General features: G+C 46.0%; 29 protein-coding genes and 8 tRNA genes. 34 read left to right on the top strand and 3 right to left on the bottom strand.

What is annotated here, in order from left to right; translation table 11 throughout:
- Nucleotides 1–103: 103 nt before the first annotated feature.
- Nucleotides 104–1,393, top strand: coding sequence for an MFS transporter (locus MTR82_RS12850; protein ID WP_246809393.1), 1,290 nt, complete (start codon nucleotides 104–106; stop codon nucleotides 1,391–1,393).
- Nucleotides 1,394–1,516: 123 nt separating this feature from the next.
- A complete protein-coding gene (locus tag MTR82_RS12845; RefSeq protein WP_052653151.1) occupies nucleotides 1,517–2,374 on the top strand; it encodes an SDR family oxidoreductase in 858 nt (285 codons plus the stop codon).
- Nucleotides 2,375–2,504: 130 nt separating this feature from the next.
- On the opposite strand, the gene MTR82_RS12840 is transcribed toward MTR82_RS12845, so the two are convergent.
- Nucleotides 2,505–3,665 (bottom strand): MFS transporter, encoded by a 1,161-nt coding sequence (locus MTR82_RS12840; protein WP_246809392.1) that lies wholly within the window; start codon nucleotides 3,663–3,665, stop codon nucleotides 2,505–2,507.
- A gap of 314 nt (nucleotides 3,666–3,979) precedes the next feature.
- Between MTR82_RS12840 and MTR82_RS17100 the strand changes: the two genes are divergently transcribed.
- The gene (locus tag MTR82_RS17100; RefSeq protein ID WP_251477275.1) at nucleotides 3,980–4,111 is read left to right on the top strand and encodes an Lmo0850 family protein; all 132 of its coding nucleotides are present in this window, start codon (nucleotides 3,980–3,982) and stop codon (nucleotides 4,109–4,111) included.
- A 54-nt stretch (nucleotides 4,112–4,165) separates the two neighbouring features.
- Here MTR82_RS17100 and MTR82_RS12835 read toward each other — a convergent pair whose 3' ends face one another.
- A complete protein-coding gene (locus MTR82_RS12835; protein WP_052653147.1) occupies nucleotides 4,166–5,353 on the bottom strand; it encodes an FtsW/RodA/SpoVE family cell cycle protein in 1,188 nt (395 codons plus the stop codon).
- A gap of 161 nt (nucleotides 5,354–5,514) precedes the next feature.
- On the opposite strand from MTR82_RS12835, the gene MTR82_RS12830 reads away from it, so the two are divergent.
- The 9 genes from MTR82_RS12830 to MTR82_RS12790 all read left to right on the top strand — a co-directional run bounded on the left by MTR82_RS12830 (nucleotide 5,515) and on the right by MTR82_RS12790 (nucleotide 14,372).
- Nucleotides 5,515–6,285 carry a hypothetical protein gene (locus tag MTR82_RS12830; RefSeq protein ID WP_052653145.1) on the top strand — a complete coding sequence of 257 codons (771 nt, stop codon included), beginning with the start codon at nucleotides 5,515–5,517 and terminating at the stop codon, nucleotides 6,283–6,285.
- A gap of 80 nt (nucleotides 6,286–6,365) precedes the next feature.
- Nucleotides 6,366–6,725 (top strand): DMT family transporter, encoded by a 360-nt coding sequence (locus tag MTR82_RS12825; protein ID WP_052653143.1) that lies wholly within the window; start codon nucleotides 6,366–6,368, stop codon nucleotides 6,723–6,725.
- A complete protein-coding gene (locus tag MTR82_RS12820) occupies nucleotides 6,713–7,030 on the top strand; it encodes a DMT family transporter (RefSeq protein WP_246809391.1) in 318 nt (105 codons plus the stop codon). Before MTR82_RS12825 ends, MTR82_RS12820 begins: the two co-directional genes overlap by 13 nt.
- 115 nt (nucleotides 7,031–7,145) lie before the next feature.
- On the top strand, nucleotides 7,146–8,216 hold the full coding sequence (locus MTR82_RS12815; protein ID WP_246809390.1) for a D-alanine--D-alanine ligase: 1,071 nt from the start codon (nucleotides 7,146–7,148) through the stop codon (nucleotides 8,214–8,216).
- A 13-nt stretch (nucleotides 8,217–8,229) separates the two neighbouring features.
- Nucleotides 8,230–9,588, top strand: a complete 1,359-nt coding sequence (locus MTR82_RS12810) for a UDP-N-acetylmuramoyl-tripeptide--D-alanyl-D-alanine ligase (protein ID WP_052653137.1) — start codon at nucleotides 8,230–8,232, stop codon at nucleotides 9,586–9,588.
- 76 nt (nucleotides 9,589–9,664) lie between these two features.
- Nucleotides 9,665–10,360 carry an alpha/beta hydrolase gene (locus MTR82_RS12805; RefSeq protein ID WP_246809389.1) on the top strand — a complete coding sequence of 232 codons (696 nt, stop codon included), beginning with the start codon at nucleotides 9,665–9,667 and terminating at the stop codon, nucleotides 10,358–10,360.
- A 334-nt stretch (nucleotides 10,361–10,694) separates the two neighbouring features.
- On the top strand, nucleotides 10,695–12,194 hold the full coding sequence (cshA, locus tag MTR82_RS12800) for a degradosome RNA helicase CshA (protein WP_110925661.1): 1,500 nt from the start codon (nucleotides 10,695–10,697) through the stop codon (nucleotides 12,192–12,194).
- 146 nt (nucleotides 12,195–12,340) lie between these two features.
- On the top strand, nucleotides 12,341–12,820 hold the full coding sequence (locus tag MTR82_RS12795; protein ID WP_246809388.1) for a PH domain-containing protein: 480 nt from the start codon (nucleotides 12,341–12,343) through the stop codon (nucleotides 12,818–12,820).
- On the top strand, nucleotides 12,813–14,372 hold the full coding sequence (locus MTR82_RS12790) for a PH domain-containing protein (protein ID WP_246809387.1): 1,560 nt from the start codon (nucleotides 12,813–12,815) through the stop codon (nucleotides 14,370–14,372). The genes MTR82_RS12795 and MTR82_RS12790 overlap by 8 nt, the downstream gene beginning before the upstream one ends.
- Nucleotides 14,373–14,374: 2 nt before the next feature.
- Here MTR82_RS12790 and MTR82_RS12785 read toward each other — a convergent pair whose 3' ends face one another.
- Nucleotides 14,375–14,983, bottom strand: coding sequence for a rhomboid family intramembrane serine protease (locus MTR82_RS12785; protein ID WP_246809386.1), 609 nt, complete (start codon nucleotides 14,981–14,983; stop codon nucleotides 14,375–14,377).
- Nucleotides 14,984–15,049: 66 nt separating this feature from the next.
- Between MTR82_RS12785 and acpS the strand changes: the two genes are divergently transcribed.
- The 22 genes from acpS to MTR82_RS12675 all read left to right on the top strand — a co-directional run bounded on the left by acpS (nucleotide 15,050) and on the right by MTR82_RS12675 (nucleotide 26,223).
- The gene (gene acpS, locus MTR82_RS12780) at nucleotides 15,050–15,400 is read left to right on the top strand and encodes a holo-ACP synthase (protein ID WP_246809385.1); all 351 of its coding nucleotides are present in this window, start codon (nucleotides 15,050–15,052) and stop codon (nucleotides 15,398–15,400) included.
- A gap of 18 nt (nucleotides 15,401–15,418) precedes the next feature.
- Entirely contained in the window at nucleotides 15,419–16,519 is a 1,101-nt protein-coding gene (alr, locus tag MTR82_RS12775) for an alanine racemase (RefSeq protein WP_246809384.1), read from the top strand.
- Between the two features lie 97 nt (nucleotides 16,520–16,616).
- A complete protein-coding gene (locus tag MTR82_RS12770; protein ID WP_110925660.1) occupies nucleotides 16,617–16,901 on the top strand; it encodes a transcriptional regulator in 285 nt (94 codons plus the stop codon).
- Nucleotides 16,902–16,905: 4 nt separating this feature from the next.
- The gene (locus MTR82_RS12765) at nucleotides 16,906–17,256 is read left to right on the top strand and encodes a type II toxin-antitoxin system PemK/MazF family toxin (protein ID WP_052653123.1); all 351 of its coding nucleotides are present in this window, start codon (nucleotides 16,906–16,908) and stop codon (nucleotides 17,254–17,256) included.
- A gap of 195 nt (nucleotides 17,257–17,451) precedes the next feature.
- Complete coding sequence (locus MTR82_RS12760) at nucleotides 17,452–18,282, top strand: RsbT co-antagonist protein RsbRA (RefSeq protein ID WP_235198188.1); 831 nt, start codon at nucleotides 17,452–17,454, stop codon at nucleotides 18,280–18,282.
- Complete coding sequence (locus tag MTR82_RS12755; protein WP_036807366.1) at nucleotides 18,279–18,641, top strand: STAS domain-containing protein; 363 nt, start codon at nucleotides 18,279–18,281, stop codon at nucleotides 18,639–18,641. The genes MTR82_RS12760 and MTR82_RS12755 overlap by 4 nt, the downstream gene beginning before the upstream one ends.
- Before the next feature lie 2 nt (nucleotides 18,642–18,643).
- Complete coding sequence (locus MTR82_RS12750; RefSeq protein WP_235198189.1) at nucleotides 18,644–19,045, top strand: anti-sigma regulatory factor; 402 nt, start codon at nucleotides 18,644–18,646, stop codon at nucleotides 19,043–19,045.
- 12 nt (nucleotides 19,046–19,057) lie between these two features.
- Nucleotides 19,058–20,059 (top strand): PP2C family protein-serine/threonine phosphatase, encoded by a 1,002-nt coding sequence (locus tag MTR82_RS12745; RefSeq protein WP_246809383.1) that lies wholly within the window; start codon nucleotides 19,058–19,060, stop codon nucleotides 20,057–20,059.
- Between the two features lie 92 nt (nucleotides 20,060–20,151).
- Complete coding sequence (locus MTR82_RS12740) at nucleotides 20,152–20,481, top strand: anti-sigma factor antagonist (protein ID WP_246809650.1); 330 nt, start codon at nucleotides 20,152–20,154, stop codon at nucleotides 20,479–20,481.
- Between the two features lies 1 nt (nucleotide 20,482).
- Nucleotides 20,483–20,953 (top strand): anti-sigma B factor RsbW, encoded by a 471-nt coding sequence (rsbW, locus tag MTR82_RS12735; RefSeq protein ID WP_052653113.1) that lies wholly within the window; start codon nucleotides 20,483–20,485, stop codon nucleotides 20,951–20,953.
- A complete protein-coding gene (gene sigB / locus MTR82_RS12730) occupies nucleotides 20,931–21,713 on the top strand; it encodes an RNA polymerase sigma factor SigB (protein ID WP_052653111.1) in 783 nt (260 codons plus the stop codon). The genes rsbW and sigB overlap by 23 nt, the downstream gene beginning before the upstream one ends.
- Complete coding sequence (locus MTR82_RS12725) at nucleotides 21,713–22,312, top strand: PP2C family serine/threonine-protein phosphatase (protein ID WP_052653109.1); 600 nt, start codon at nucleotides 21,713–21,715, stop codon at nucleotides 22,310–22,312. Before sigB ends, MTR82_RS12725 begins: the two co-directional genes overlap by 1 nt.
- A 108-nt stretch (nucleotides 22,313–22,420) precedes the next feature.
- Complete coding sequence (locus MTR82_RS12720) at nucleotides 22,421–24,592, top strand: Tex family protein (RefSeq protein ID WP_279577084.1); 2,172 nt, start codon at nucleotides 22,421–22,423, stop codon at nucleotides 24,590–24,592.
- 82 nt (nucleotides 24,593–24,674) lie between these two features.
- Nucleotides 24,675–25,127 carry a SprT family protein gene (locus tag MTR82_RS12715; protein ID WP_246809382.1) on the top strand — a complete coding sequence of 151 codons (453 nt, stop codon included), beginning with the start codon at nucleotides 24,675–24,677 and terminating at the stop codon, nucleotides 25,125–25,127.
- A gap of 92 nt (nucleotides 25,128–25,219) precedes the next feature.
- A tRNA-Asn gene (locus MTR82_RS12710) sits at nucleotides 25,220–25,294 on the top strand.
- A 4-nt stretch (nucleotides 25,295–25,298) separates the two neighbouring features.
- A tRNA-Glu gene (locus MTR82_RS12705) sits at nucleotides 25,299–25,373 on the top strand.
- Between the two features lie 217 nt (nucleotides 25,374–25,590).
- Nucleotides 25,591–25,667: transfer RNA gene (locus tag MTR82_RS12700), tRNA-Met, on the top strand.
- Between the two features lie 3 nt (nucleotides 25,668–25,670).
- Nucleotides 25,671–25,746, top strand: a tRNA-Asp gene (locus tag MTR82_RS12695).
- A 7-nt stretch (nucleotides 25,747–25,753) separates the two neighbouring features.
- A tRNA-Gln gene (locus MTR82_RS12690) sits at nucleotides 25,754–25,828 on the top strand.
- 121 nt (nucleotides 25,829–25,949) lie between these two features.
- Nucleotides 25,950–26,035 (top strand) — tRNA-Leu (locus MTR82_RS12685).
- A gap of 9 nt (nucleotides 26,036–26,044) precedes the next feature.
- A tRNA-Arg gene (locus MTR82_RS12680) sits at nucleotides 26,045–26,121 on the top strand.
- 28 nt (nucleotides 26,122–26,149) lie between these two features.
- Nucleotides 26,150–26,223 (top strand) — tRNA-Gly (locus MTR82_RS12675).
- Nucleotides 26,224–26,314: the final 91 nt, after the last annotated feature.

The following is a 26,314-nucleotide window of genomic DNA, read 5'->3' as shown; positions in this document are numbered from 1 at the left end:
TTAATATTAGTTTAATTATATTAAACTTTTTCTTGCGATGCTAGTTTTGGCGTGTTATATTTTGTTTAATTAAATTAAACTTTTTTTCAAAGGGGATGAAAAAATGTCAGAAGCAGCAAAAATCAAACGGGCGGGCTACCATCTTTACACTTTTACCATCAGTAAGTTAATTTCCACATTCGGCAGCAGTGTCTATGCTTTTGGGATCAGTTTGTATGTCTTGGCGCTCACTGGGTCGGCCGCGAATTTTGCGGTCAATTTGATCTGCAGTATTTTGCCGCGTTCTTTGCTCGGGCCGCTCGCAGGATATGCCGCAGACAATTATTCCAAGAAGAAATTGATCATCTTGTCTCAGCTTGGCGGAATAGCAGCGGTAAGCGGATTATTGATTTATAGCTTGGCATTTGGCCTTTCGCTGCCAGCCATTTATACCGCAACAGCGTTGGTATCGGTATTTTCAATGTTCAATGGCGTGACGTTCTCCGCTTCGATTGCGAACTTGATCGATCCGGACCGCATCCAAAAAGCGATGGGGTTCAACCAATCGGCTGTTTCCATTGCAGCCATCGGAGGGCCGGTCATTGGCGGAATGCTCTTTGGGTTTGTATCGATGAATGTCTTTCTCCTCATTGAAATCGCAGCTTACGCTGTTGCGCTGGTGCTCGAAGCTACGATGAATTTCAGGCTATTTACAAAAGCGGCTCCAAAAACAGAAAACGGCGAAAAGCAATCCATCATCCAGGGAATGAAGGAAGGCGTCGCATATATGCGCACCAACCGCGTCATTATGGTCATCGTCTCGACAGCCATCGGGCTGAACTTCTTCTTCTCTGCCATGATGATCGGCTTGCCGTTCATTGCGGTTCAGCAATTGAAAGTGGAAGCGACCCATTTCGGCATCATTGAATCAATGGTGGCGGTCGGCATGCTTCTAGCGTCCATTTACTTCTCGATCCGAAAAGAAGTCAAGTTTCCGCTGTTGTTTTCAAAAAGAGCCATTTTAGTAATGGCGGTGCTTTTGGCTGCCTTGGCCTTCCCGTTAGTCCTTCACATGTCCTATAAAGTGAGCGTCGCTTATTTCATTATATTGATGCTGTCGTTCGGCTTATCGAATGTCTGTGTGAATACGCCAATCGGAGTCATGATGCAAAAAGATGTGGATGAAGAATACCGCGGCCGCGTATTCGGCATACTGGAATCGATGGCGATGGCGATGATGCCGCTCGGTTATTTACTGTTCGGCTTATTGTATGATTTGGTGCCGGCCCAATATGTAGTGTGGGGAAGCAGCATTTGTTTGGTCATCTTAACGGCCTATATGATGAGAGCGAGCATACTGAAAGAAGCTTATCCGGAGCTTGGCGGCAATGTGCCGGCGAAACCGGTCCTTTAAAAGTAAAGCCGCACTTCCGGTTTGATTCCGGGAGTGCGGCTTTTTGGCTGGTTTTCATGTTTAGAGAAGAAAGGAACGGGAAAAGTCTAGAACATGAAATCAATCTGAAAGGGTGACGTTAGAATGGAAAAAGACAAACCAGAAAATTTACCCGCACAAGAGCAGGAACGGCAACCGGGATTTGAATCGGAAATGACGCCGGAACCGGACTTTACCGGAAACCTTGCTGGGAAAGCGCAGCGCCTTCCTGGAAAAACGGCATTGATAACAGGAGGCGACAGCGGCATCGGCCGGGCCATTGCCGTGGCTTTTGCAAAAGAAGGGGCGGACGTCGCCATTGCCTACCTGGATGAACATGAAGATGCGGAAGAAACCAAAAAGCACGTGGAGCAAGAAGGGAAGCGCTGCTTATTGATTTCGGGCGACATCGGAGATGAAGCTTTTTGTAAGGAAGCGGTGCAAAAAGTAATTTCCGAATTCGGAAAGTTGGATGTGTTGGTTAACAATGCCGGCGAGCAGCATCTTCAAAACTCGCTGAAAGATATCACGGCGGAACAATTGGAGCGGACTTTCCGGACCAACGTCTTCGGGATGTTCCATTTGACGAAAGCGGCACTCGACCATTTGAAGCCGGGAAGTTCAATCATCAATACGACGTCCATTACCGCTTATCAAGGAATGCCGACGTTGATCGACTACTCATCGACAAAAGGTGCGATTCTTTCATTTACGCGCGCCCTTTCAGGATCGCTCGCAGAGGAAGGAATCCGGGTAAACGCAGTAGCGCCAGGACCGATTTGGACGCCGCTGATTCCAGCCTCATTCCCGGCGGATCAAGTAGAAGAGTTCGGCAAAAACACGCCGCTCGGCCGTGCAGGGCAGCCGGATGAATTGGCGCCTGGCTATGTTTACTTGGCATCCGACGATTCTTCTTATGTCACAGGGCAAGTTATCCACATCAACGGCGGCACCCCTCTTTAAAATAAAGGACAAAAAAGCAAGCGCCTCATGAAGAGGTGCTTGCTTTTTCAGCGTGTCGAAAAACTGGTTGAATTGCAGCAGCTGCTCCTGCGCAAGCTCGTCGCAAAGCCATTGGCCTCGCGAGCTTCAGTTACTGGTTTTTTAAAGTTTTAGCCGAGCCGCGGTAAAGCACGATCAGCAAAATGCTGAGCAGCGCCAAAGATGCGGATAAGTAATACACGGAACCGGATTGGATCGTCAAGAGCCAGGTGAAAAAGAGCGGACCAATGATGCGCCCCATATTGTCCATGGAGTAAGTCATGCCGGCTGCCGTTCCGTATTTTCCGCCGGATTCTTTGGAGGTGAGCGAAACAAGGACGGTTCTGGCTAATGCGTTGCCGGCTGTGAACACGCTTAGTGCGACGCCTGCAAAGAGTAGGCTATCGGTGAATGGCAGCATCAATAAGCCGATCGCCGTCACAATTTGCGCCCCGATGATCCATTTGGTTTCAGTGCCATCTTTGACTCGGCGCACGACGCCGCCTTGAATCGCTGCATCCACAAATCCGCTCGCCATGAACAGATAGCCGAGCTGCAGCGGAGTGATTTCAATCTGGTCAATCTGGAACAATTGAAACGTCGATTCCAGTCCTGCCAATAAAAAGGTGACCGCAAATGAAAAGAGGAACAGATAGCGGATCCGGTATTGCCAAAGAAGACTGCCGCCTTTCGGCAAAAGTTTCCGCTTTACAGCTTCGCCTTGGCGAACCGGCTCTTTTAATACAAGGCTTGCATAGACCATCAACAGCAGCACCAAAACAGCGGAAGCGGTGAAAGGAAGCGACAAGGAAACGGCTCCGAGCACACCGCCGATTGCAGGCCCGAAGATAAAGCCGAGCCCGATCGACATGCCGAGCAGCCCCATGTATTTATTGCGTTCTTCGTCTGTTGTAATATCTGCCACATAGCCGGTGACGGCCGTATATAGGGCACCGGAAAACAATCCGCCGATGACCCGCGAGGCATAAAGCAACACGAGGTGATCAAGAAACAGCGAGAAAAGGAAAAAGCTCAGGCCAAAGCCGGCCAAGCCGGCTAAGATCAGTTTTTTTCGGCCAGTCTGGTCAGACAACCGCCCCCATAACGGTGCGGTGAAAAAAGAAGAGAGGGCATAAATGGTGATCAGGCCGCCGACATGGATATCGGAATAGCCTTGCTGTACGACGACTTCAGGCAGTACGGGAATAATGATGCCGAATCCCAAATAGACGAAAAATTGCACGGACATCAGTAAAAGAATGGTTTTCTTCATTGATAAAATTCCTGCTTTCTAAAATAAAGGCTTTGGTGCCATTTTACCTTTGTTTTCACCGGGCGACAAACGAATTTCCAAAGAGTTGAAAGTGGAACAACTAAGTTGTTCCGGAGATGGATAAATGCTGCAAATGAAAGAAACGGATTTCTTCACAATTTATTTACTTTGTCATCAAAATGATAAGTTTAAAAACTTGAAATGATGGTATTATAACAGAGACACAGAAAAGTCAAACATTATGTGATTTAAACGAAACTAGGCAACTTGGCTAACGTCTTAATAAATAACTAAAACATAAAGAGGTGATCTGGATGGCGAAAAAAGTAGAAGTTCGCAAAATCGTTTCAAATTTATCGAAACTGGGAATCCAAGCAAAAATCACAAAACCGCGTGTAGAACTCTTTAGAGCATTAGCATTGCCGCAAACCCAATCGCAAACATAAAAACTCCGGCGCAGGGCGTCGGAGTTTTTATGTGGAGAATAGGTTGGTATTTCGTTATTCGGCTTCTTTCTCGTTGCCGAACATATAAGTTTTGTGGTGGAATTTCATACTGAAAACAATGCCGAGAGCGAGCATATTCCCGATCAGCGAGCTCCCTCCGTAGCTAATGAACGGAAGCGGAATTCCTGTAATCGGCAAAATCTGGATGGTCATGCCGATGTTTTGGAATACGTGGAACGTAATCATGGCGATGATGCCGGCGCATACATAAGTGCTGAATGTATCTTTCAGTTCCAGCGTAATTTTGGTCAAATGATAAATCAGCATAAAGAACAAAATAATGACGGCACTGGCGCCGATAAAACCAAAGTCTTCCGAAATGACCGTGAAGATGAAATCGGTGTGGTTTTCGGGCACATATACTTCACGCCCCTGGAATCCTTTGCCGAAAACTTCGCCGGAACCGATGGCGTTCATGGCAGCAATCAAATTATAGCCGTCCGTATCTGCATACTCATACGGATCGAGCCACGTGTAAATCCGGGCAAGTGCATAAGGCTTGATGCCCAGAGCATTGGAAAGGAAGTCCTGCATGTAGACGGCCATCCATAAAAGAGTTCCTCCAATGACCGCTACTCCGCCAAAACTTGGCAAGATGATTTTCCAAGAGATGCCTGCGACGACGATTAAAGCGAGCGTAATCGCGATAAATACAAGCGCAGTCCCAAGATCGGGCTGGGTCATGATAAAGGCCAGCGGAATAAACAGCATGACGCCGATTTTTCCAAGAAGGACAAAATCCGTCTTCAAGGTTTTCAAGGGATTTTTTTCGTGATGTGCGGAAATCATTTTGGCCATGGCGAGTATATAGAAGGTTTTCATGAATTCAGCGGGCTGAAGGTTGACGACGGGTGTATGGAACCAGGCTTGCGCCCCGTTGACCGGTTCCGCAATTTGCCCTGGGCCGCTTGGAGAAATCATCAAGACAAACAACAGGAAAATCCCGAAGCCGTAAAGGTAGTAAGCCATTTTTTTATATTGATCTGAATCAAAATACATAAGCACAGAAATCATGCCGATTGAAACTACGTAAAAAACTGCTTGCCGCGGGACAAAGTTGGTCGGATATATTCCAGCGGTTTGCGCGGAAGATATCGCCATTAAACTGACGACGAAAAATAGGAATAATATGAAAGCTAACGGCCAATCAATGCGATCGGCGAAGCTTTTATTCGTTTGCATGAGCGTTCACCTGTACTTTTTTATTATTATAAGCCGGATTACATTATAACGTATTCCCTTCGAATATGCCTATACCAAAAGTAATGACGCAAATAGAGCTAGGATGTTTCATATTTCGGTGGAATGGTCGTATAATAGTTGAGGAGAATGGAGTGGGGAATATGGTGAAAAAACCGTTAAACGCGGATTATTATATACAGCACTTATATATTTATTTAAATGACGCGGATCAATTCGCTCTTTTCAGCGGACTCACCTTTGCTCATTTTATCGATGCGATGAAAATGCCGAAAAATCTTTTATTATTAAAGCATACTTATGACGATGCTTCGTTTAATATGCATACTTATATGGAGTTTGTCGCAGAGGAAGAATATGCGCAGCTTCGGAAAGCTTGGCTGAATAAGAAAAGCGAGTTTTGCTGGATCGACTTTAAAAGTGAGAGGCAGTTAAATTCATTGACGCCGCAAGAACAGGCGGAGCTTCTCTACATTGGCCACAAAAAAGAAACGGTGCGCCCGCCTTTTTATTCGACGCTGCAAAACGAATTTGTTTATCTGTCCAGCGAAGAAGAGCAGACGACGAAGATTTACTTCCGCCATTTGGAGAGGCTGAACGAATTGGTGGGGAATTATTTTACCCAAGTGATTCGCAGAGAAACGTCAGGGCAGAACTTCTGGCGCCGCAAAACGCGTGATTTGGTGCCGGAATTGCCGAGGGAAATTCTGGAGTCGCTGAAACGTGACTACCGTGAAGGCGCTTTGATTTCTTTGGCCGATCCTGAAAAAACGAAAAATACAATCGAATTGCACATTCGGTCCGTAGAGGAAATTTCGTTTCTGGATGAATTTTGGTCGGACATCAAACACTACACGAAGCAGGACGTCACCCGGAAGATTGTATTTGACCGCAAAACGAAGCAATGGAAATAACGCTCGGAAACGAGGGTTATTTTTTTTGAAGAAGCTTAAGGTATCGTGCCGCGGAAAGAGAAAGGAATGAGTGAAAAAATATGGCGTGGATCTATTTGATGATTGCCGGATTGACAGAAGTCGTCTGGGCAATTGGATTGAAGTTTGCGGATGGCTTTACCAACGTCGGGCCATCGATCGTTACTTTATTGTTTATCGTCGTCAGCTTTCTATTGTTTGCAAAAGCGATGGCTGCTATTCCAATTGGGACGGCTTATGCCGTTTTCACAGGAATTGGGGCAGCTGGCACGGCTGTACTCGGGATTTCGCTGTTTGGCGAAAACGCCAGCTTTGAAAAAATCGCTTTTTTAGGGCTGCTGATTTTCGGGATTATTGGATTGAAAGTCGTGGACGGGAAAGAAGCGGCAGGTGAAGGAGGCGATTCTGAATGGCGTGGCTGATTTTGGTGATCGCCGGATTGTTTGAAGTGGCGTTTGTCACAACGATGAAATTATCCGATGGCTTTAAAGTGAAAAAGTTTACGGCGCTGACTATTTTGAGTGGAGCGCTCAGCTTCTATCTACTGTCCCTGGCGCTGACGGAAATTGCAGTCGGCACCGGCTATGCGGTATGGACCGGAATTGGCGCAGCAGGCAGTGTAGTGGTCGGCATGCTGTTTTTTAAAGAAAGCCGGCAGCCGGCAAAATTATTTTTCTTGGCATGCATCATCGCAGGGGTAACTGGCTTGAAAATCTTTGGCGGTTAACAGAAAAAAATTTTCGTCTTCCGTTGTTCGTGATAAACTAGTCATTATGCAAAAAGAATTTAACAAATGCACAAGCCAAAATTTCAGGCTTACATACTAGCGGAGGTTTTTCAGAATGAAAAAACGAATCGGTTTATTATATGGAGGCAAGTCAGCGGAACACGAAGTCTCGCTATCCACTGCACAAGCCGTTACCCAAGCATTGAACTTCGAGAAATACGAAGTTTTCCCAATTTACATTACACATGAAGGCGAATGGAAAAAAGGCGCGATGCTTGAAAGGCCTGTCCAAAGCATTGAACAGCTTCAATTGAGTGAAGAGACTTCTTCTCCAAATGACATTTCCGGGTTTCTGCCAAGTGAACAAGAAGAAAGTCTGGAAGTTATTATCCCGCTTCTTCACGGGCCAAACGGCGAAGACGGTACGGTACAAGGGCTGCTGGAAGTTTTGAATCTGCCGTATGTGGGGAATGGAGTACTTGCTTCATCAGCGGGTATGGATAAAGTAGTCATGAAGCAATTATTTGAAATTGCTGGCTTGAAACAAACGCCTTATGTTTATTTTATTCGCAGAGATTGGGCAGCTGATTCGAATTATTGGGTAAACAAAGTCGAGAGCGAATTGCAATGGCCGGTATTTGTAAAACCGGCGAATCTCGGATCCAGCGTCGGCATCAGCCGGGCAGAGAACACGGAGGAATTGATGGCGGCTGTTGAAGAGGCCTTGAAGTTCGACCGCAAAATCGTCGTGGAGCAAGGCGTTGTGGCAAGAGAAATCGAAATCGGCGTTCTCGGAAACGATGTGCCTGAATGTTCGGTTGCCGGAGAAATCAAGCCGCTGAAAGCGTTCTATGATTACCAGGCGAAGTACAAAGACGGCAATACGGCAATGATCATCCCGGCGGAACTGGACGCGGAAGTGTACGAAGAATTGGTGATTGCTGCTAAGAAAGCTTTCAAAATTCTGGATTGTTCCGGGCTTGTCCGTGCGGATTTCTTTGTTACTGCTGAAAATGACCTATTGATCAATGAAGTCAACACGATGCCAGGATTTACGCCTTACAGCATGTTCCCGCTTTTGTGGGAAAATACAGGATTGCCTTATCCGGAGCTGATTGAACGCCTGATCGAACTTGCGGTCAAACGCCATGAGGAAAAGCAATTACTACAAGTTAAAATAGATTGAGTGGAGAAGCCGAATGAAAAAAAAGATTGAACAAATTGCGAAATGGCTTGGGACGAAGACGAGTTTTAAAGGCATCGAGGTGACAGGTGCCTCGATCAATACAAGAACGCTGAAGCCGGGTGATCTATTCATCCCATTCCGCGGCGAAAACGTCAACGGACATAAATATGTAGAACAGGCATTTGAAGCGGGAGCCGCTGCGGCCTTATGGCAGCGCGATGAACCCAACCCGCCTGAAAACCTTCCGCTATTGATGGTAGATGACTGTGAAGCTGCCTTGCAGGAAATGGCCAGAGCTTACCGCGATGAACTATCGGTCACTGTTATCGGCATCACCGGCTCAAACGGGAAAACGTCAACAAAAGATTTAGTGGCGAGTGTCTTGAAACCGTATTTCAAAGTCCAAAAAACCCAAGGCAATTACAACAATGAAATCGGTTTGCCGCTGACGATTCTGTCGTTGGATGAAGATACAAAGTTCGCTGTCCTGGAAATGGGCATGAGCGGATTTGGGCAGATTGAGTTCTTATCGGAACTTGCACGCCCGGATTATGCCATCATCACCAATATTGGCGAAGCGCATATGCAGGATCTCGGATCAAGAGAAGGCATTGCGCAGGCGAAATTTGAAATTACAGCCGGACTTGAAAGCCACGGCAAGCTTTTCTATGATGGCGATGAACCGTTATTGCTTCCGTTCGTGGAAAACTTTCCGCAGGCCGTGTCTTTCGGGTTTGACGACAATAACGAATTGACTGTAACGGATATCAAAGCGACTGAGAACGGCAGCAGTTTCCTGGTCAGCGGAATTATTGATGCGGCTTTCACCATTCCGGTACTGGGCGAGCATCAAGTGAAGAATACGTTGTCTGCGATCCTGGTAGCACTCGAAGCTGGTCTCTCAGAAGAAGACATCCGCAAATCCCTCAAAGATGCAGCGCTCACAGACATGCGCATGCAGATCATCAAAACGGAACAAGGCGCTACGTTTATCAACGATGCTTACAACGCCGCACCGTCATCGATGAATGCCGCTTTGAATTTCATCCGCGAAACGACGATGAAAGACGATAAATGGGTGGTCCTCGGCGACATGCTGGAGCTTGGAGAAAATGAACAAGCTTACCACGAAGCCTTAGCAAAAAATATTACGGAAGATATTGCCGGAGTTTGCTTATACGGACCGCGTATGAAATGGCTCTATGATAAAATGGCCCCTTCGTTTAAAGGGGAGCTTTTATGGAGCGAAGACGATTACGCACCTATCGTTTCACTGCTTAAAGAAAAAATCACGCCGGATTCCATCATCTTGGTCAAAGGATCACGCGGCATGGCCTTGGAACATATTATCGAGCCTTTTACCGGGCAATAAGAAACTCTGCTGGGCAGGGAGCTTTTCTCGCCCAGCAGAGTTTCTGTTTATCTTGAAATGAAAGCGGGGAGCAGTTTTGAAGACAGGCGTATTGTGCATCCACGGCTTTACAGGCGGCCCTTTTGAAGTGCAGCCCTTTGCCGATTATATAAAAAAGCATACAGACTGGACAGTGGAAGTGCCGACATTGCCGGGGCATGGCGAAAAACTCAACTTGAAGAAGATGACAGCGGAGCACTGGATGATGGAAGCGGAGCTCGCGATGCGGAAGTTGAAGAAAAAAGTCGACCGCGTCATCATTGTCGGTTTTTCAATGGGCGGCTTGATTGCCATGTATTTATCGCTGCGCTACAAAGTGGAGCGCCTTGTTTTATTGAGCGCCGCTGCCAAATACATTAGCGCCGCCCAAATGCTGAAAGAAGTCAAAGAAGCGGCAGCCGATGCCATCAATGGGCGTCTCGCACAAAATCCGCTGTTCCATCTCTATGAGTATAAATTGACGCATACCCCTGTCAGTTCCGCTGTTGAATTTCTGCGGGTGGTTAAAATGGTTGAACCTTATTATAAAACGATCAAAATTCCGGTGTGCATTGTCCAAGGCAAAAAAGATGGCATTGTTCCGGCTTCTGCTGCAGACTTTATTTACGAAAATATCGGCTCTCTTGATAAACGCATCATCCACTCTGATTCCGGTAAGCATTTGATCTGCTACAGCGATGATTGCGAAGACTGGTTTAGTGAAGTGCTGTTTTTCATGAAACAAGAAGAGTAAACTGATTATTGGAACCTTTGCGTATTGATTGCAAGGAAGAGTAAATCGTGCTATTCTATTGAAAGCAATGGATACATTTTTGAGACACTCTTCCCTGTGAAGAGTATTTTTTTGAGCAAAACGGTTTGTTCTACTTACAGGGCATGAAAAAACCCGCCGACAGACCGCTCGGCAACGCCCGAGCTTTTTCTGTTCACACATCCCCTCTGACTTAAAACTACAGAGTATGATTTTCGACGTGAAACTTCCTCATAAAGGCTCGACTTTGTCACGATTTCATCTAAAATGTACACCATTTGTAAATAAGATGAAGACAAAAGGAGATTGAAAAAATTTGGTAAAATTTTCAGAGTTAAATATTAGCGAAACATCTTTAAAATCCGTAAAACGTATGGGGTTTGAAGAAGCAACACCAATCCAAGAAGGCACGATCCGTCTGGGTATGGAAGGCAAGGACATTATCGGCCAAGCGCAAACAGGTACTGGTAAAACAACTGCATTCGGTATTCCGTTGATCGAAAAAATCGACACTAAAGACGGCAATGTCCAAGGGTTAGTAATTGCGCCAACTCGCGAATTAGCAATACAGGTTTCAGAAGAGCTATACAGACTGGGCCAAGATAAACATGTGCGCATTCTTTCAGTTTACGGAGGCCAAGAAATCGGCCGCCAAATCCGTGCACTTAAGAACCGCCCACAAATCATCGTCGGTACACCAGGGCGCTTACTGGACCACATCAACCGCCGTACGCTTAAATTGGATAATGTAAACACATTGGTCCTTGACGAAGCGGACGAAATGTTGAACATGGGCTTCATTGAAGACATCCAAACAATCATGGCAAGTGTTCCTGAAGAACGCCAAACCTTGTTGTTCTCTGCAACAATGCCGGATCCGATCCGCCGCATTGCAGAAAAATTCATGAAGACACCGGAAATCGTTAAAATCAAATCAAAAGAAATGACTGTTGAGAACATTGAGCAGTTCTTCGTTAAATCGGTAGAGCGCGAGAAATTCGACATCCTTTCACGTCTTTTGAACGTTCACCAGCCGGAACTTGCCATCATCTTCGGACGCACAAAACGCCGGGTTGATGAATTGGCGAAAGCGTTGAACATCCGCGGCTATGTAGCTGAAGGAATTCACGGCGACCTTAGCCAAGCAAAACGCATGTCTGTTTTGAAGCAATTCAAATCAAACAAAATCGATATCCTTGTAGCAACTGACGTAGCTGCTCGCGGACTTGATATCTCAGGCGTATCACACGTATACAACTTCGATATTCCACAAGACCCTGAAAGCTATGTTCACCGTATCGGCCGTACTGGCCGTGCAGGCAAAAAAGGTGTCGCAGTCACATTCGTAACTCCGCGTGAAATGGGCTACTTAGGCATCGTTGAACGCACAACGAAAAAGAAAATGCAGGCATTGATTCCACCAACTGCTGATGAGGCTGTTCTTGGCCAAAAACGCGTGGCGATGGAACAATTGCAAGAAATGACTGAGAAAAACAACTTGGGCGACTACCGTACATTTGCGGCAGAAATGCTTGAGAAGTTCGATGCAGTTGATTTGATTGCAGCTGCACTTAAAACAATGACGAAAGAGCCGGAAGACATTCCAGTTCAAATTTCTGAAGAGCGTCCACTGCCATCACGTGGAGGCGGCGGCTACAAAGGCAAAGGCGGACGCAGCGGCGGTGGCTATAAAGGCAACCGTTCATCTGGTTCAGGCCGTCCATCATCAAGCCGTTCATCTTCAGGTGCTGGCCGTCGACGTGAAGGCGGAAGCGGTTCAGGGCGTCCAGGACGCACACGTCGCCACGAATCTTAAGATTTTAAAATAGAAGGCGGATTCGGAAACAGGAAACTGTTGCCGCATCCGCCTTTTTTGCTTATTCATTTTAAGCTACAATAGAATGAAACATTTACCGCTTTGAATCGTATTAAGAGTTATTATATAGAAACGGGGAGAAGCAAATGGATACACAACCAAAAAACCAAATTTCTGTAAAAGGGCTTAAAGTCTGGCGCTTGTACGGAATGATTGAAACCTTGGTCATTGCTTTGCTTGCGATCGGAGCAGGTGTGCTTACATACTTTTTTGAATGGCCGTCTTGGCTTTATGCAATTTACATAGCGGTTCCTGTGCTTTTCGGCTTCCTCTTTATTTATCTGTTTCCGAAAATCCGTTGGCAGCGCTGGCGCTACGAAGTGCGGGAGCAGGAAATTGAATTGCAGCATGGCCTTTTTATCATCAAGCGTACGCTAGTTCCGATGGTGCGTGTGCAGCACGTCGATACGGAACAAGGACCGATTTTACGGAAATATAATCTAGCAGAGATCTCCATTTCGACAGCGGCGACCACTCATACCATTCCGGCTTTGATCACAGAGGAAGCGGATGATTTGAGAGCCCGCATCTCTGTGCTTGCAAGGGTGGCGGAAGATGATGTCTGAAACCTACTATAAACTGCATCCGATTTCAGCCCTGATCAATTTTTTAAAAAGCTTAAAAGAATTGCTGATTCCTTTTCTCGTCATTTTTGGCGTGAATTTATTTAGAGACGGCGGCATCAGCGGCATGTTTTCCAATGGCTGGCAAGGCTTGATCCCACTGATTGTGGGCGGGGTAGTCCTGGTGTTTACTTTGGTCGGCGGAATCATTAAATGGAGGCGGTTCGTCTATTGGTTTGAAGATGGCGAACTTCGCATTGAATATGGCTTGTTCGTCAAGAAAAAACGATACATTCCATTTGACCGCATCCAAAGCCTGAATTATACAGAAGGCATCTTCCACCGTCCTCTTGGGCTTGTCAAGGTGAAGGTTGAGACTGCGGGATCGGGCAAAACAGGGGAAGCGGAAGCGGAATTGACCGCCATTTCCCGGGAGGACGCGGACCGGATCGAAGAAAAGATGGAAGAAGCAAAACGCGGATTCTACAGAAGAGAAGCCCTTATAGCGGAAAGCGACGTTGAGGGCGAAGCGGCAGTTCCGGAACCTGAAGTGGCTGAGAAAAAGGTGCTCCGCACACATTACCGCATGACCATGAAAGAATTGCTGATTTTGGCGACAACTTCAGGGGGGATTGGGGTGGTCTTGTCGGCAGTAGCTGTGTTCTTTTCCCAGTTCTCAGAGTTAATCCCTTATGATGCGATTTATGAAGAAGTCATGATCTTCCTGCGTTTCGGCTATTTGATTGTGGCACTGGCCATTTTTATGGGACTGCTCGCTGCATGGGCCATTTCGGTCATTTTGACCATTTTGGCCAATTATCAATTCACGATCCAGACAGACGATGACCATATTTACTTGACTCGCGGATTATTGGAGAAAAAGAAAGTATCCGTGCCGTTTAAACGGATACAGGGCATCAAGATTTCCCAGAACCCTTTGCGGGAATGGTTCGGTTATGCCACGGTAACTGTAGAAAGTGCGGGAGGATCGATAGGGGACAAAGACGAAAAGATAAGGCTTTTTCCTTTAGCTAAAAAAGAAACGATCCTGCCGATTTTAAATGAGCTGTTCCCTGAAATGGAATGGCGGCCGGAAATGGTCAAAGCTCCAAAGCGAAGTGTCCATTTCTTCTATCGGCTAGATTTTATTTGGATGTTCCCGGTGATCGGATCATTGGGCTATTTCTTTTACCCATATGGGCTTCTGTCTCTTATCATTGTGCCATTAACCGTTGGCCTAGGAGTCTGGCAGCACCGGACGGCCGGCTATTCCTTGACGGAGCGGCAATTGACGATGGAATTTAGAGGTGTCAGCAAGCATACATTCTTCATGATGAAAAAGAGAATCCAAGCAGTGGAAATTTCGAGCAGTTATTTTCAGCGGCGGAAAGGCTTGGCTTCCGCTCAGGCGACGATCATGTCAGGGCTGCTCGGAGCTGCAGCCCGCGTCGAGCATATGGAACGGGAAGATGCGAGCCGCATCCTTGCCTGGTATGAACCTTCCAACCAAAAGGCCGAAGAACATGAAAAAAGTCAGCCGGAATTATCCGGCTGACCTTATTTTTTTGTTTTCCAGCTGACAATCCGTTTTGGATGGAAATAGCTCATGCCGATTATGAAACCGGTGATCATTCCGGCAATATGCGCAGTCGCATTCACGTTAGGCGTCAAAAACGTCATAATGATGCTGATCACAATAATTGGGAGTATAATTTGTCTCAGCTGCGGCAATGAGCGCCGGCCGTAGTAAAGCAGCGCGCCGTATGCGCCGAAAATCCCAAAGATGGCACCGCTTGCTCCTACGTGGAGATAATCCAACGGCTGAATGAAATAAGTAGCTACTGTGCCAAATAAGCCGGCCGATAAGTAAATTGTGATAAACCGGACTTTTCCAGTCAATCTCTCCAGTTCAGGCCCGAATAGGAAGAGCGAGAACATATTGAAAAGCAGGTGCATCAACCCGCCGTGCAAGAACATCGGCGTAAGGAATCGCCACCATTCACCGGCTTCGATCAGGAGATTGGAACCTACTCCATAATAATAGAGAAGATTGCCGATGCCAGGAATCCAAGTCAGAACATGGACGATGAGATTCAAGGCAATTAAAGTGGAAACTACAGGATAAAGACGCAAGTATTGCGAAAAACTTTCAGTACGTAAAAACATTTGGTCACCTCAATTTCATAAATCCATTATACCTTTTTCAGGTTTACTATTGAAAGGAGAACGTCTATGATAAATGGAATCGGCCTGGATATCGTGGAGCTTCACCGCATCCGCACGTTGGATGAACGGTCAAGCAAATTCCGCCGGCGCATTCTGACCCAGCGGGAAATGAGCGAATACGAACAATTGTCGGCAGTCCGGAAAACGGAATTTCTGGCAGGGCGTTTTGCTGCGAAAGAAGCCTTTGCAAAAGCGAACGGCACTGGGATCGGCAGCGCCTGTTCATTTCAGGAAATTGAAATCCGCAAAGATGAAAAAGGAAAGCCAAGCATTTATTTTCAGCAGCAAGAAATCGGGCTTGTATCCATAACCCATACAAAAGAATATGCAGCAGCACAAGTTCTTTTGCAATCCTAAAGTAAGTGGTGATGACAAATGGTAAACTACCGTCCAACAAAAGCAATCATCGATTTGGCGGCAATTGAAAAAAATCTCGAAGTGTTCAAGAAACAGGCAGGGAAAGCGGAAGTTATTGCCGTAGTAAAAGCAGATGCCTATGGCCATGGAGTTGTAGAAGTCTCCCGGCGTGCAATTGCTTCAGGCATCCGTTTTCTTGCAGTGGCTACGCCGGACGAAGCGTTGTTTCTGCGGCAGCAGGGCATCGACACTCGTTTGCTTGTTCTCGGAGCTACGCCCGAAGCTTTTTTTCCGGTGGCGCAGCAGGAAGAAATTACGCTAGCGGCCATCTCGCTTGCTTGGCTTGATATGGCGTCAAAAGCAGCCAATCCCGAACTCCCGCCTTTGAAAATTCATTTGAAAATCGACAGCGGCATGAGAAGAGTCGGCGTATTTCCGGAAGATGCAGAACAGGCCATCAATTTTATCCGCCAAAACCACTTCTCATTTGACGGCTTATTTACGCACTTTGCAACAGCCGATGAAGAAAGCGGAGAGCTGTTTCAACAGCAAGTAAAAGAAATGAGAGCAGTGATTGCATCGGTATCCGATCCTTCCGTGATGATCCATGTATCAAACAGCGCTGCGGCGATCATGCATCCGGACCTTGCTTATGACGGCGTCCGCATCGGGATTTCTTTATATGGCATCGCTCCTTCTGCCTATGTGGAAAACCAGATGGCCATCGGATTAACGCCCGCGATGAGTTTGGAGACTGAAATCGTCCATGTAAAAAAAGTGAAAGCCGGCGAAGCGTTAAGCTACGGTGCGACCTACCGTGCCAAAGAAGATGAGTGGATCGCTACCTTGCCGATCGGCTATGCGGACGGCATGCTGCGCGGGCTGCAAGGGCAGGAAGTTCTTGTTCGCGGCATGCGGATGCCAGTCGTGGGGCGGATATGCATGGATCAATGCATGGTCAAACTGACTGAAGAATTCCCTATCGGAGAAAAAGTGACGTTGATCGGCAAGCAAGGGAATGAGCAGATCCGCATGGAAGAATGGGCGGAAAAATTGGATACGATCCCATACGAAGTCCCATGCATTTTAACGAAAAGAGTGCCTCGGGTTTATTGTTAAATAATGTTAGCCCTTTTATCACCTTTTCAACAGAGCGGTTCGATGTTAAGATGGAGGGGTGAGAAATAGAGAGAACGGTATGTTGGAGGTGTCGGCTGTGTACGGGAAGTCAAAGACAAAAGAAGTGGTTGTGAAACTGCCGAAGCAAATGATCTCAGAATTGACTGCTCATTCAGATGAACAAATTCAAGAACGCGGTGACTATGTTTATGTTTCGACCCAAAGGGTAACCAAGAACATATACGATTCACATCATATTCGGGAAGCAATGATCAAAGGCTACGTGGAGATGTCACAAATCAATCTTTCAATCGCTTGTGAATGTTCTCATGCAGAATACGAAGCGGAGCACACGACCGTGCGACTCGTAAGCGGGGGTTGACAATTTGATTGTAAAACGTGGTGACGTTTTTTTTGCAGAACTATCGCCAGTTGTCGGGTCCGAACAAGGCGGGACCCGTCCGGTGCTAGTGATTCAAAACGATATAGGAAATCGCTTTAGTCCCACTGTCATCATCGCGGCGATTACGGCACAGATTCAAAAAGCGAAATTACCGACTCACGTTGAAATCAACGCTAAGAAATATGGCTTTGAGCGTGACTCTGTTATCTTGCTTGAACAATTGCGCACGATTGATAAGTCGCGGCTGACAGATAAGATTACACAGCTGGATGAAACCTTGATGGAAAAAGTGGATGAAGCTTTGGAAATCAGTGTGGGTCTTGTGAAGTTTTAAGCATACATACTCCAAAAAAAGCTCGAAGCTTCTATGCTCCGGGCTTTTTTTCATGTACTTTACCGCTTTTCCGCAAGCAACTGACAAAATAGATGTGAAAAAACATATTTTCCGATACAATAAAAGATAAGCTATTTTAAATACAAATAGAAAGACAACTGTTATATAGAGCAATAGGGAGGGTTTTTCAAAAAAATGAATAGACAAATGGCGGGATATATCCAGGATAATTTCAACGAGATTATCTCAAGTTGGCAGGAACTTATGAAAAATGAGAAGAACGAACGTTCTTTTCAAGTGATGCCGACGGATTTAATGAACCAGACCAGCAAAGAATTTGCTGATCTGATGGTTTCAAATTTGTTGGAAAGCCATCAAGCCTATGAAAATCGCTTGAATGATTTTGCGGAGAAAGTGGTCCGTCTCGGCTGGTCGATGACATTTGTAACAAAAGCGATCACTCATTTTTCAGAAGTGGTATTCGATGGCATGGAAAATGCGGGAATCATCAATGAAAACAATTTCCGGGCTTTCTCGAAAGAATTTACGAATTGGATCAATCCAATCCGGGACAGCACGATCGATACATATTCGAAAACGTGGGAGCGGACAGTCAGTCTGCAGAAAATTGCTTTGCAGGAGTTATCAGCCTCATTGATACCTGTTTTTGATAAAGTGTCTGTTATGCCTCTGGTCGGAACGATTGATACGGAGCGGGCAAAACTGATTATGGAGAATTTGCTTGAAGGTGTAGTCAAACATCGTGCGGAAGTTGTGCTGCTGGATATTACAGGAGTGCCGGTTGTCGATACGATGGTCGCACACCATATTATTCAAGCGGCTGATGCAGTCCGTCTTGTCGGAGCGAAGTGCATGCTAGTCGGAATCCGTCCGGAAATCGCACAGACAATCGTGACGCTTGGGATTAATCTAAATGAATTCACCACTACCAGTACTTTGCAGCGCGGAGTAGAGCAGGCGATGGCATGGACAAATCGTAAAATAGTGGAGGTTGATGAACAATGAATTTTCGAATTCCAATTTTAAAGCTTAGAGATACATTAATTGTTTCGATCCAATGGGAGCTTGATGATCAGACAGCCATTCAATTTCAGGAAGATTTATTGACGAAATTGCACGAAACTAGCGCTCGTGGAGTAGTCATCGATTTGACATCCATCGATTTTATCGATTCATTTATCGCAAAAGTCTTAGGGGACGTCATTAGCATGTCAAGCCTAATGGGAGCGCGAGTGGTTATTACCGGTATCCAACCAGCAGTTGCTATCACTTTAATCGAGTTAGGAATTCGACTAGAAGATGTTATGACAGCACTGGATCTAGAAAATGGTTTGGATAAACTTCAACTGGAATTGGAGGCTTAAGAATGAGCAACCAGTCTTCGGTGGAAATTTTAACGGAATGGGATATTGTCGCTGCAAGACAACTTGGGCGCAATGTGGCAAAAGAACTTGGCTTCGGAACTGTCGATCAAGCGCGGATCACGACAGCCATCAGCGAACTTGCCCGCAATATCTACTTGTATGCTGGACAAGGAAGAATTGAAATCCAGCAATTAACAGAGAACGGCCTGAAAGGGATTTTAATTATCGCCGCCGACCAAGGACCGGGGATTCCGGATATCAGAAAAGTGATGGAAGATGGTTTCTCAACGTCGGGAGGGCTTGGTGCCGGGCTGCCGGGTGTCAAACGTTTAATGGATGAGTTCAGAATCGAAACGATTCCAGGCGAAGGGACAGATATAAGAGCAACAAAATGGCTTCGATAGGAGGAGCGCATAATGGTTCAAAAGATTGAAAATCAATACAAAGAAATTTTAAACCAATATATGCAAAGACAGTCGGAGCAGAATCTCTACGTTGGCCAGAATTTTAGCCGTCAATTGATTTCTGAGAACATTTCGCCAGAAGAAGTAATCAGTGTGCACAAAGCGGCCATGCAGGAAATATACGGGGAATTGCCAGAGTTTGTATGGCATTCCTTTGATTTTCTGATTGAAATGATGATTAACTATGGATTAGCGCTTCAAGAAAGGCAAAGTCTTTTGCAGCGGCAAGAAGAACTGCGAGTGGAAATGGATTTAGCCGCCAATGTGCAGGAAACTTTGTTGAAAACACCGATGCCTGCTTTAGCGGGGCTTGATATCGGTCTGCTTTCAATTCCGGCACGCAAGATGAACGGCGATTACATATACTTCATCAGTGATTCGGAAGGCCATGCGGGAATTGCAGTTGCAGATGTTATTGGCAAAGGTTTGCCGGCTGCACTTTGTATGTCCATGGTGAAATTTGGGATGGATAGCTTGAATAATTCTCCGGCAGATCCAAAAGAAGTGCTCGGGGTCATCAACCGGGTAGTCGAAAAGAGCATTGACGATTCTATGTTCGTTTCCATGTTCTACGGGAAATACGATTCGAATGACTCGACGCTTACCTATGGTTCAGCTGGGCATGAGCCGGCTATCTTATACCGTGCAAAATCGAATAGCTTTGAAGAATTGTATGCCAAAGGGCTCTTGCTGGGTGTTTCCCCGGCAGCTTCATACGAACAGCATACCGTCCAATTGGAAAAAGATGATCTGGTGATCATGATGACTGATGGGGTAACGGAAGGCCGGACGGATGAAGGGTTTATCGAACGGGAAGTCATTTTCGAATTGATTGACCAGAAAAAAGATGAACCTGCCCAGAGGATTGTGCAATTTGTCTACGATGAACTCGAACGCATGCAAAATGCAGAATTAAGGGATGATTTCACGCTAGTCATCTATAAAAAAGTCTAATCAGGTTTACGTGAAGAGTCATTGGGGTAAATACACTTACGATGGCTTTTTTAAATGCCTGTGAATTAAAGAAAAACGGGGTGTCAAAAAAGATGAATATTCAAGTTAACTTAGAAGAAATAGATAATAACCTGACTGGCTTTATCCGCGGCGAAATCGATGCGCATACAGCGCCAGTATTACGGGAGAAATTAGAAGCATATCAAAACCAAGATGGATTGAAAGCAGTGTTGGATCTTTCCGACGTTGATTATATGGATAGTACGGGGCTTGGAGTTTTTGTAGCATTTTATAAATCTGTGAATGCTAAAGGCGGACACGTTAAGCTAAAAGGGCTCTCATCTCGGCTAAAACGGCTATTCGATATTACGGGGCTAGGCGAAATCATGGATATCGAATCCGCTGGAAAAGGTGGTAATTAATATGCGTCCTTTCGATTATGTTGAAATGAGAGTGCCGGCGAAATCTCAATATGTCGGCGTGGCACGACTGACCATCTCTGGTTTGGCAAGCCGCATCGGCTTTTCGTTTGACGATATTGAAGATTTGAAGATCGCTTCAAGCGAAGCAGTAACAAATGCTGTTCAACATGCTTATACTGAAGGTGAAGAAGGCGAAGTAGTCATTGGCTGCGCTTTGTACAGCGATAAAATCGAAATCATGGTGGCAGACCATGGACAAAGTTTCGATTTTGAAGAAACAAAGGCGAAAGTTGGCCCTTACCATGATCAAGAAGAAGGCGCGTTTCTCCGTGAAGGAGGTCTTGGCCTGTACTTGATCGAAACCTTAATGGATGAAGTAAAAGTCCATCATCAAGAAGGCGTTACGGTCTTCATGACAAAGTATGTTGGAGGAGAGCAGGTGGAAGAGGATGTCGAAACGATCTCATCCTAATCAGCCGACCAAAGAGCAGGTGCTTGAATGGATCGAGGCTTATCAGAAGACGGAAGATGAAGAAGCCCAAACAAATCTTGTTTTGAATTACAAACGTTTAGTCGAATCAATTGCACGTAAATATTCAAATGGAAAATCTTACCACGAAGACATTGCACAAGTGGGAATGCTGGGCCTTTTGGGAGCCATCCGGCGCTATGATCCTTCATTCGGCAGAAGCTTTGAAGCCTTTGCAGTACCGACAATCATCGGTGAAATCAAACGGTTCCTGCGCGACAAGACGTGGGCTATCCATGTGCCCCGCCGTATCAAGGAATTAGGGCCGCGCATCAAATCAACGGTAGAAGTGCTGACCCGGGAACTTCAGCGTTCCCCGCAAGTTTGGGAAATTGCAGAATACTTGGACGTAGATGAAGATGACGTGCTAGAAGCGATGGAGATGGGGAAAAGCTATCAGGCCTTATCCATGGACCATTCGCTCGAAGCCGATTCCGATGGCAGCACCGTCACGTTATTTGACGTGGTTGGACAAGAGGATGATGGCTATGAAAAAGTGGATCAGCGCATGCTTGTAGCAAATGCGATGAATGTGCTTTCAGAACGGGAAAAGCAGATCATCCAATACACCTACATAGAGCAGCTGAGCCAAAAAGAAGCTGGAGACAAGTTAGGAATTTCGCAAATGCACGTTTCCCGATTGCAGCGAAAAGCCATTAAGAAGCTGCAGGAAGCGATTTTAGCAGCTGGTGGAGTTTCCTAGTGGAGAAAATTCAGCATAGTTTCGTAGAGGCCTGTATCTTCAATGAAGCAAAAAAAGGGAATTATGAGTCCGGAGACAGCTATCATACTGTATTGACGGATGATTATTTCATTTGCTCCATAGCCGATGGATTGGGGAATGGCCCGGTGGCGCGTGAATCGTCACAAGTCATTCCGCAAATTTTAAAAGAATATCACCATGAAACGATTGATGAGCTTATGCAGCGATTCAATAAATTAATGGTGCAAAAACGCGGGGCAGCTGTCGCGATATTCAAAGTCGATTTTAAGAAAAAGACGTTGGAATATAGCTGTGTGGGAAATATCCGTTTTTACCTTTACCGAAAAGGTACAAATGAGATGATTTATCCGTTGCCGGTCATGGGATATCTATCCGGCCGCCCGCAAAAATTGCGTACCCAGCTCTACACTTATGTAGAAGATGATTTATTCTTGATTCATTCAGATGGAGTCGAGTTAAGAAACCCAAAAGCGATGATGCGCCAAGCCGGGATTCCGGAGCGCCTTTACTACGATATTTTGCGGTCAATCGAAACTGGAGATGACGCAACGTTTATAGCAGGAAGCCTACTCAAATGAGGAGGCTTCTTTTTTCTGTGTTAAAATAGAGAAGGGCATTAGCCGCAGATAAGCGGATGAAACCAGCAGAATGGACGGCTTTTTACGAAATGAAAGGAAGTGTCTGGAATGGAAATGCAGCAAATCCATGCAATGATTGCAAAAGAAACAGGGGTACGCCCGAATCAGGTAGCCCAAGTCATCGACTTAATCGAAGACGGCAATACCGTGCCGTTTATCGCACGGTACCGAAAAGAAGCGACAGGGTCACTCGACGAAGTACAGATTAAAGCGATCGATGACCGCTATACATATATCCAAAACCTGGAGCAGCGGAAAGTTGAAGTCATCCGTTCGATTACGGAGCAAGAGAAAATGACTGAGGAATTGGAGAAAGCGATCCAGCAAGCGACGGTTCTTCAGCGTGTAGAAGATTTATACCGCCCTTTCAAACAAAAGCGCCGTACAAAAGCGACAATTGCAAAAGAAAAAGGGCTGCAGCCGTTAGCGGATTGGCTCATGACTTTTTCCCGCGAAGATGTGATGAAGAAGGCGAAGGAATTTGTCAGCGAAGAAGCGGGAGTGGCGACAGCAGAAGAAGCAATCCAAGGCGCGCAAGACATTTTGGCGGAGTTATTTGCAGATGATGCGGATATCCGCGAAAAAGTCCGCTACATGACGAGAAAAGATGGGAAGATTTCGACCGCTGCTAAAAAGAACCATGAAGACGAGAAGCAAGTTTTTGAAATGTACTATGAATACGAAGAAGCCATTCAAAAAATTGTGCCGCATCGGATTTTGGCGATTAACCGCGGAGAAAAAGAAGAGGTGCTGCGAGTAGCAATCAACCCGCCTGTTGACCGGATCCTCACGTTGATGAAAAACAAATGGATCGAAACGTCTGGTCCTTCGACGGAAGTGGTAGGAGCTGCAATTGAAGACAGCTACAAACGGTTGATCCAGCCCTCTGTGGAACGGGAAATCCGCACCGAGTTGAATGAAAAGGGAGAAACGCAGGCCATTCATATTTTCGCTGAAAACTTGCGGAATTTATTGCTGCAGCCGCCGATGAAAAATAAAATGGTGCTTGGCGTCGATCCAGCCTACCGCACAGGCTGCAAACTGGCTGTCATTGATGAAACCGGTAAGCTTCTTGAAGTTGCCGTAATTTATCCGCATGCGCCAAAAAATGATCAAGCGGGAGCAAAAAAGACGATGCAGCGTTTAGTTTCAAAGTACCCAATTGAAATTATGGCCATCGGGAATGGTACGGCTTCACGCGAAACGGAGCAATTCGTAGCAGATTTCATCGCGGAAACTGGAGCGGACATTTCCTACGTGATCGTCAATGAAGCGGGAGCGAGCGTTTATTCGGCATCCGATATTGCCCGTGCAGAATTTCCGGACCTTCAAGTAGAAGAAAGAAGTGCGGCGTCCATTGCACGCCGCCTCCAAGATCCTTTGTCGGAACTGGTGAAGATCGATCCGAAAGCTGTGGGGGTCGGCCAATACCAGCATGACGTGTCGCAAAAGAAATTGGCAGATCAATTGACTTTTGTAGTGGAGACGGCAGTTAACCAAGTTGGAGTAAACGTCAACTCAGCTTCTTCGTCTTTATTGCAGTATGTCGCAGGGCTGAGCAAAACCGTGGCGGAAAATGTCATTAAAATGCGTGATGAAAACGGACGGTTCCAATCGCGTGCGCAATTGAAGAAGATTCCACGCTTGGGTGCGAAAACTTATGAACAGGCAATCGGCTTCCTGCGGATCCCTGAAGGGAAAAATCCGCTGGATGCGACGGGAATCCACCCGGAAAGCTATAGCATTGCCGAAAAACTTTTGGAACTGGTTGGCGAAGACAAGAAATCAGTCGGGAATCCAGGAATATCTGAGAAATTGGAAAAACTCCAATTACATGAGCTCAGTGAAAAATGGGGAGTCGGCGAAATCACGTTGAAAGATATTTTGGATGCGTTGAAGAAGCCAAACCGCGATCCGCGTGATGAATTCCCGCAGCCATTATTGAAAAATGATATTTTGAAAATGGAAGATCTGCTTCCGGGCATGGAAGTTCAAGGGACAGTTCGGAATGTTGTAGACTTCGGTGCTTTTGTTGATATCGGCGTGAAGCAAGACGGCCTGGTCCATATTTCGAAATTGAAAAAAGGATTCGTGAAGCATCCGCTCGATGTCGTTGCAGTCGGCGACATTGTGACCGCCTGGGTGGATAAAGTTGAAAAAGACAAGGGGCGCATTGCTTTGACGATGTTGCCGCCAGCGAAACAAACTGAACAAGGTTAAGAAATGCTCATGTACAAACAGCCGCTTCCTGTTAAAATGGAGGCGGCTGTTTTATTTGAATAAGCGAAATAGGGGAGTTACAATGACCAACAACGAATTGACAGAACTGATTAAAGAAATCTCGAACAGCGTCTTTCAAAAACCATTTCTCCATGAAGGAAGTTTTAATGCGCGATTAAGAACGACAGGCGGACGGTATTTGCTGAGATCCCACAACATCGAAATCAATCCGAAATCTTATGAAACATTCGGCTTCGCAGAATTGGAAGGAATCATCAAACACGAACTTTGCCATTATCATTTACATATAGAAGGAAAAGGATACAAGCATCGCGATGCAGATTTTAGAGAATTGCTGCAGCAAACCGGAGCGCCGCGTTTTTGTTCAACCATTCAACGCCCGAAAGCCGCTCGCTCAAGCAAGCGCTATGTATACGAGTGCATTTCATGCAATGCGAATTACGTTCGGAAAATTCGGATGAATGTCGAAAGATACCGCTGCGGCAGATGTTCTGGAAAGCTTTCTCTGAAATAATAAAAGAAATGAAAAAAAGTGTTGACGATTCTTGTAGACCTCTTTATAATAAGAAAAGTCGACAAGTACTTAAACAGTTCTTGCAACACTATTCCGAAGTAGCTCAGTGGTAGAGCACCGCACTGTTAATGCGATGGTCGTAGGTTCGAGTCCTACCTTCGGAGCCATTGAGGCCCCTTGGTCAAGCGGTTAAGACACCGCCCTTTCACGGCGGTAACACGGGTTCGAATCCCGTAGGGGTCACCATTCATTTTGAGATAGCTTACATAGAATGTTATTGTGAAATACATACTTAATGAGAAGTTTTGAAAGATGAATTTTAATGAAGAATGAAATATTATTGTCGCGGGGTAGAGCGACGAGCCGTACGAAGACGGCGAAGTAACACCGAAGCAGGCGCAGCCGATGCAGGTGTCATCTGAGATAAGCAACGAGTAAGAAAAATCTTCGTATATATTATTGTCGCGGGGTAGAGCAGTTCGGTAGCTCGTCGGGCTCATAACCCGGAGGTCGCAGGTTCAAATCCTGCCCCCGCAACCAAATGGTCCCGTGGTGTAGCGGTTAACATGCCTGCCTGTCACGCAGGAGATCGCCGGTTCGATCCCGGTCGGGACCGCCATTTTTATTGGGGTATAGCCAAGCGGTAAGGCAACGGGTTTTGATCCCGTCATGCCCTGGTTCGAATCCAGGTACCCCAGCCATTTTAATCAACCGAATCAATCCAAATGAGATTATTATCTACGGCGAATTAGTTAAGAAAAAAGTTATTGACTTCAAGTTGGTAATGTATTATAATAGAATTTGTCCCTAAAATAATTTTAGGCGGTCGTGGCGGAATGGCAGACGCGCTAGGTTGAGGGCCTAGTGGGAGAAATCCCGTGGAAGTTCGACTCTTCTCGGCCGCACCATATCGCATTGCGCCCGTAGCTCAATTGGATAGAGTACTTGACTACGAATCAAGCGGTTAGAGGTTCGAGTCCTCTCGGGCGCGCCATACTTTCTTGATTAAAAAAATACGATATGCGGGTGTAGTTTAGTGGTAAAACCTCAGCCTTCCAAGCTGATGATGAGGGTTCGATTCCCTTCACCCGCTCCATAATTTTAAAACATGAACCTTGAAAACTGAACAGCAAAACGTCAACAAAAGACGTCACGAGCGCTTCGGCGCGAGAACGGCTTTTGCGAGG

Source organism: Planococcus ruber (assembly GCF_022819085.1).
Classification (GTDB): domain Bacteria; phylum Bacillota; class Bacilli; order Bacillales_A; family Planococcaceae; genus Planococcus; species Planococcus ruber.
Note: the sequence above shows the minus strand (reverse complement) of the source record. Positions and strands in the feature narration are given on the sequence as shown.

What these genes read in the sequence shown, in the direction of transcription:
- MTR82_RS12715 (WP_246809382.1), top strand. Translation starts at nt 24,675, where the DNA reads ATGACCAACAACGAATTGACAGAACTGATTAAAGAAATCTCGAACAGC.
- MTR82_RS12850 (WP_246809393.1), top strand. Translation starts at nt 104, where the DNA reads ATGTCAGAAGCAGCAAAAATCAAACGGGCGGGCTACCATCTTTACACT.
- MTR82_RS12720 (WP_279577084.1), top strand. Translation starts at nt 22,421, where the DNA reads ATGGAAATGCAGCAAATCCATGCAATGATTGCAAAAGAAACAGGGGTA.
- MTR82_RS12815 (WP_246809390.1), top strand. Translation starts at nt 7,146, where the DNA reads ATGAAAAAACGAATCGGTTTATTATATGGAGGCAAGTCAGCGGAACAC.
- MTR82_RS12760 (WP_235198188.1), top strand. Translation starts at nt 17,452, where the DNA reads ATGAATAGACAAATGGCGGGATATATCCAGGATAATTTCAACGAGATT.
- MTR82_RS12785 (WP_246809386.1), bottom strand. Translation starts at nt 14,983, where the DNA reads ATGTTTTTACGTACTGAAAGTTTTTCGCAATACTTGCGTCTTTATCCT.
- MTR82_RS12745 (WP_246809383.1), top strand. Translation starts at nt 19,058, where the DNA reads ATGGTTCAAAAGATTGAAAATCAATACAAAGAAATTTTAAACCAATAT.
- MTR82_RS12830 (WP_052653145.1), top strand. Translation starts at nt 5,515, where the DNA reads ATGGTGAAAAAACCGTTAAACGCGGATTATTATATACAGCACTTATAT.
- MTR82_RS12820 (WP_246809391.1), top strand. Translation starts at nt 6,713, where the DNA reads ATGGCGTGGCTGATTTTGGTGATCGCCGGATTGTTTGAAGTGGCGTTT.
- MTR82_RS12835 (WP_052653147.1), bottom strand. Translation starts at nt 5,353, where the DNA reads ATGCAAACGAATAAAAGCTTCGCCGATCGCATTGATTGGCCGTTAGCT.
- alr (WP_246809384.1), top strand. Translation starts at nt 15,419, where the DNA reads ATGGTAAACTACCGTCCAACAAAAGCAATCATCGATTTGGCGGCAATT.
- MTR82_RS12795 (WP_246809388.1), top strand. Translation starts at nt 12,341, where the DNA reads ATGGATACACAACCAAAAAACCAAATTTCTGTAAAAGGGCTTAAAGTC.
- rsbW (WP_052653113.1), top strand. Translation starts at nt 20,483, where the DNA reads ATGCGTCCTTTCGATTATGTTGAAATGAGAGTGCCGGCGAAATCTCAA.
- MTR82_RS17100 (WP_251477275.1), top strand. Translation starts at nt 3,980, where the DNA reads ATGGCGAAAAAAGTAGAAGTTCGCAAAATCGTTTCAAATTTATCGAAA.
- MTR82_RS12790 (WP_246809387.1), top strand. Translation starts at nt 12,813, where the DNA reads ATGTCTGAAACCTACTATAAACTGCATCCGATTTCAGCCCTGATCAAT.
- MTR82_RS12755 (WP_036807366.1), top strand. Translation starts at nt 18,279, where the DNA reads ATGAATTTTCGAATTCCAATTTTAAAGCTTAGAGATACATTAATTGTT.
- MTR82_RS12810 (WP_052653137.1), top strand. Translation starts at nt 8,230, where the DNA reads ATGAAAAAAAAGATTGAACAAATTGCGAAATGGCTTGGGACGAAGACG.
- MTR82_RS12825 (WP_052653143.1), top strand. Translation starts at nt 6,366, where the DNA reads ATGGCGTGGATCTATTTGATGATTGCCGGATTGACAGAAGTCGTCTGG.
- MTR82_RS12750 (WP_235198189.1), top strand. Translation starts at nt 18,644, where the DNA reads ATGAGCAACCAGTCTTCGGTGGAAATTTTAACGGAATGGGATATTGTC.
- sigB (WP_052653111.1), top strand. Translation starts at nt 20,931, where the DNA reads ATGTCGAAACGATCTCATCCTAATCAGCCGACCAAAGAGCAGGTGCTT.
- MTR82_RS12740 (WP_246809650.1), top strand. Translation starts at nt 20,152, where the DNA reads ATGAATATTCAAGTTAACTTAGAAGAAATAGATAATAACCTGACTGGC.
- MTR82_RS12845 (WP_052653151.1), top strand. Translation starts at nt 1,517, where the DNA reads ATGGAAAAAGACAAACCAGAAAATTTACCCGCACAAGAGCAGGAACGG.
- MTR82_RS12840 (WP_246809392.1), bottom strand. Translation starts at nt 3,665, where the DNA reads ATGAAGAAAACCATTCTTTTACTGATGTCCGTGCAATTTTTCGTCTAT.
- acpS (WP_246809385.1), top strand. Translation starts at nt 15,050, where the DNA reads ATGATAAATGGAATCGGCCTGGATATCGTGGAGCTTCACCGCATCCGC.